Genomic DNA, 1,729 nt, shown 5'->3' with positions numbered 1-1,729 from the left:
GCATAGGAGACGGCGGCCTGCGTCATGCCGAGCTCGCGCCCGGCGGCGGTGAAGCTCGACAGCCGCCCGGCCGCCTCGAAGACGATCAGGCTGCCGGCCGAGGGCAGGAGGTGGCGCAGGCTTCGCATAAGCTGAGCTTATACAAGAGATCAGGATTTTCCAGCGTCACATCACCATTTTGTCGCGTTAGGCTCCTTCATGAGTGGAATGGAGTTGCCATGAACGCACCGGCCCCTGAAGTGACCGAACATGCCAACCGCCGCAGTGGCGGCCGCCTGGGACGCAAGGCCCTGCGCGGAGCTCCGGTAACGTCGTTTCCGACCCTGGTCCGCCAGATCCCCGTCTACCAGATGGTCCCCGATGAGGCGGTCGAGCTAATCCACGAGGAGTCGCTCTTGATCCTCGAAGAGGTGGGATGCGAATTCCGCGACGACGAGGCTATCGCACTGTGGAAGGCGGCGGGCGCGGATGTCTCGGAAACTCGTGTGCGGATCGACCGGGCCCTGCTGATGGAACTGGTCTCGAAGGTCCCGTCGGAGTTCACGCTCAATGCGAGGAATCCGCAGCGTACGGTGCGGGTGGGCGGCAACAATACCATCTTCGTGCCGATGTATGGCGCGCCCTATGTGCGTGACCTCGACAACAACAGGCGCTACGGCACGCTCGCGGACCTCAACAATTTCCACAAGCTCGCCTACATGGCGCCGGCGCTGCATTCATCGAGTTCGGTCATTTGCGAGCCGATGGAAATCGCGGTACCGAAGCGTCACCTCCACATCATCCATTCCGCGCTTAAGCATTCCGACAAGCCGTTCATGGGCATCGTCACGTCCAAGGAGCGGGCGGAAGACACGATGGCGATGGCAGGCATCGTGTTCGGCGAGGATTACGTCCGCGACAATCCGGTCCTGGTGTCGATCACCAACTGCAATTCGCCGCTGGTGTGGGACGCCACCATGCTGGACGCGATGAAGGTCTATGCCCGAAGCAACCAGCCGCTGATCCTCGCACCCTTCGCACTGTGCGGCGCCTCGACTTCGGCGTCGGCCGTCGGGGCAGTCGCGCAGGTCAATGCGGAAGCGCTGGCGGGCGTCGCCTTCACGCAACTGCTGCGCCCGGGGTCGCCACAGATCTACGGACAGTTCATGGTCACCGTGGACATGAAGACCGGCGCTCCGATGGGCGGCACGCCGGAGGCGGCCCAGATGATGTACCTGATGGGCGCGCTGGCGCGGAAATACAAACTGCCGTGGCGCACCTCAGGCTTCCATGTCGGATCGAAGCTCAACGACGCCCAGGCGGGCTACGAGGCCAACATGCTGATGCATGCCGCCATCCTCGCCGGCGCCAACTACATCTGGCACTCCGCCGGGTGGCTGGAGGCCGGCCTGAGCTGCGGCTATTCGAAGTTCGCTACGGACTGCGAACAGCTGGTTGGCTGGTACAAATATGCAGGCGGCCTTCCGTTCGACGATTTCAAGGAAGCGATGGCAGCGGTTCGCGAAGTCGGGCCGCAGGGCCATTTCCTCGGCACCAAACACACGCTCGAACATTTCGAGTCGGCCTTCTTCATACCCTCGATCATGGACTTCAATTCGTACGAACAGTGGAAGGCAGAAGGGGCGAAGGACCACGACACGCGCGGTCGCGAGAAGGCGCGCAACATGCTGGCGGATTACGAGGAGCCGAAGCTCGACGAAGGCATCGCCGATGGCCTGATGGATTTCAT

General features: G+C 62.6%; 2 protein-coding genes. One reads left to right on the top strand and one right to left on the bottom strand.

Annotated elements, in window-relative coordinates; all coding sequences use genetic code 11:
• Window positions 1-128: LysR family transcriptional regulator (locus tag EN750_RS32940; protein ID WP_127399164.1), on the bottom strand; the 128-nt coding region annotated here is incomplete at its 3' end.
• 90 nt (window positions 129-218) lie between these two features.
• Here EN750_RS32940 and EN750_RS32935 point away from each other — a divergent pair.
• A partial coding sequence (locus tag EN750_RS32935; RefSeq protein WP_127399163.1) for a trimethylamine methyltransferase family protein occupies window positions 219-1,729 on the top strand: 1,511 nt, incomplete at its 3' end.

It is taken from the genome of Mesorhizobium sp. M7A.F.Ca.ET.027.03.2.1 (assembly GCF_003999175.1).
Taxonomy (GTDB): domain Bacteria; phylum Pseudomonadota; class Alphaproteobacteria; order Rhizobiales; family Rhizobiaceae; genus Mesorhizobium.
Note: the sequence above shows the minus strand (reverse complement) of the source record. Positions and strands in the feature narration are given on the sequence as shown.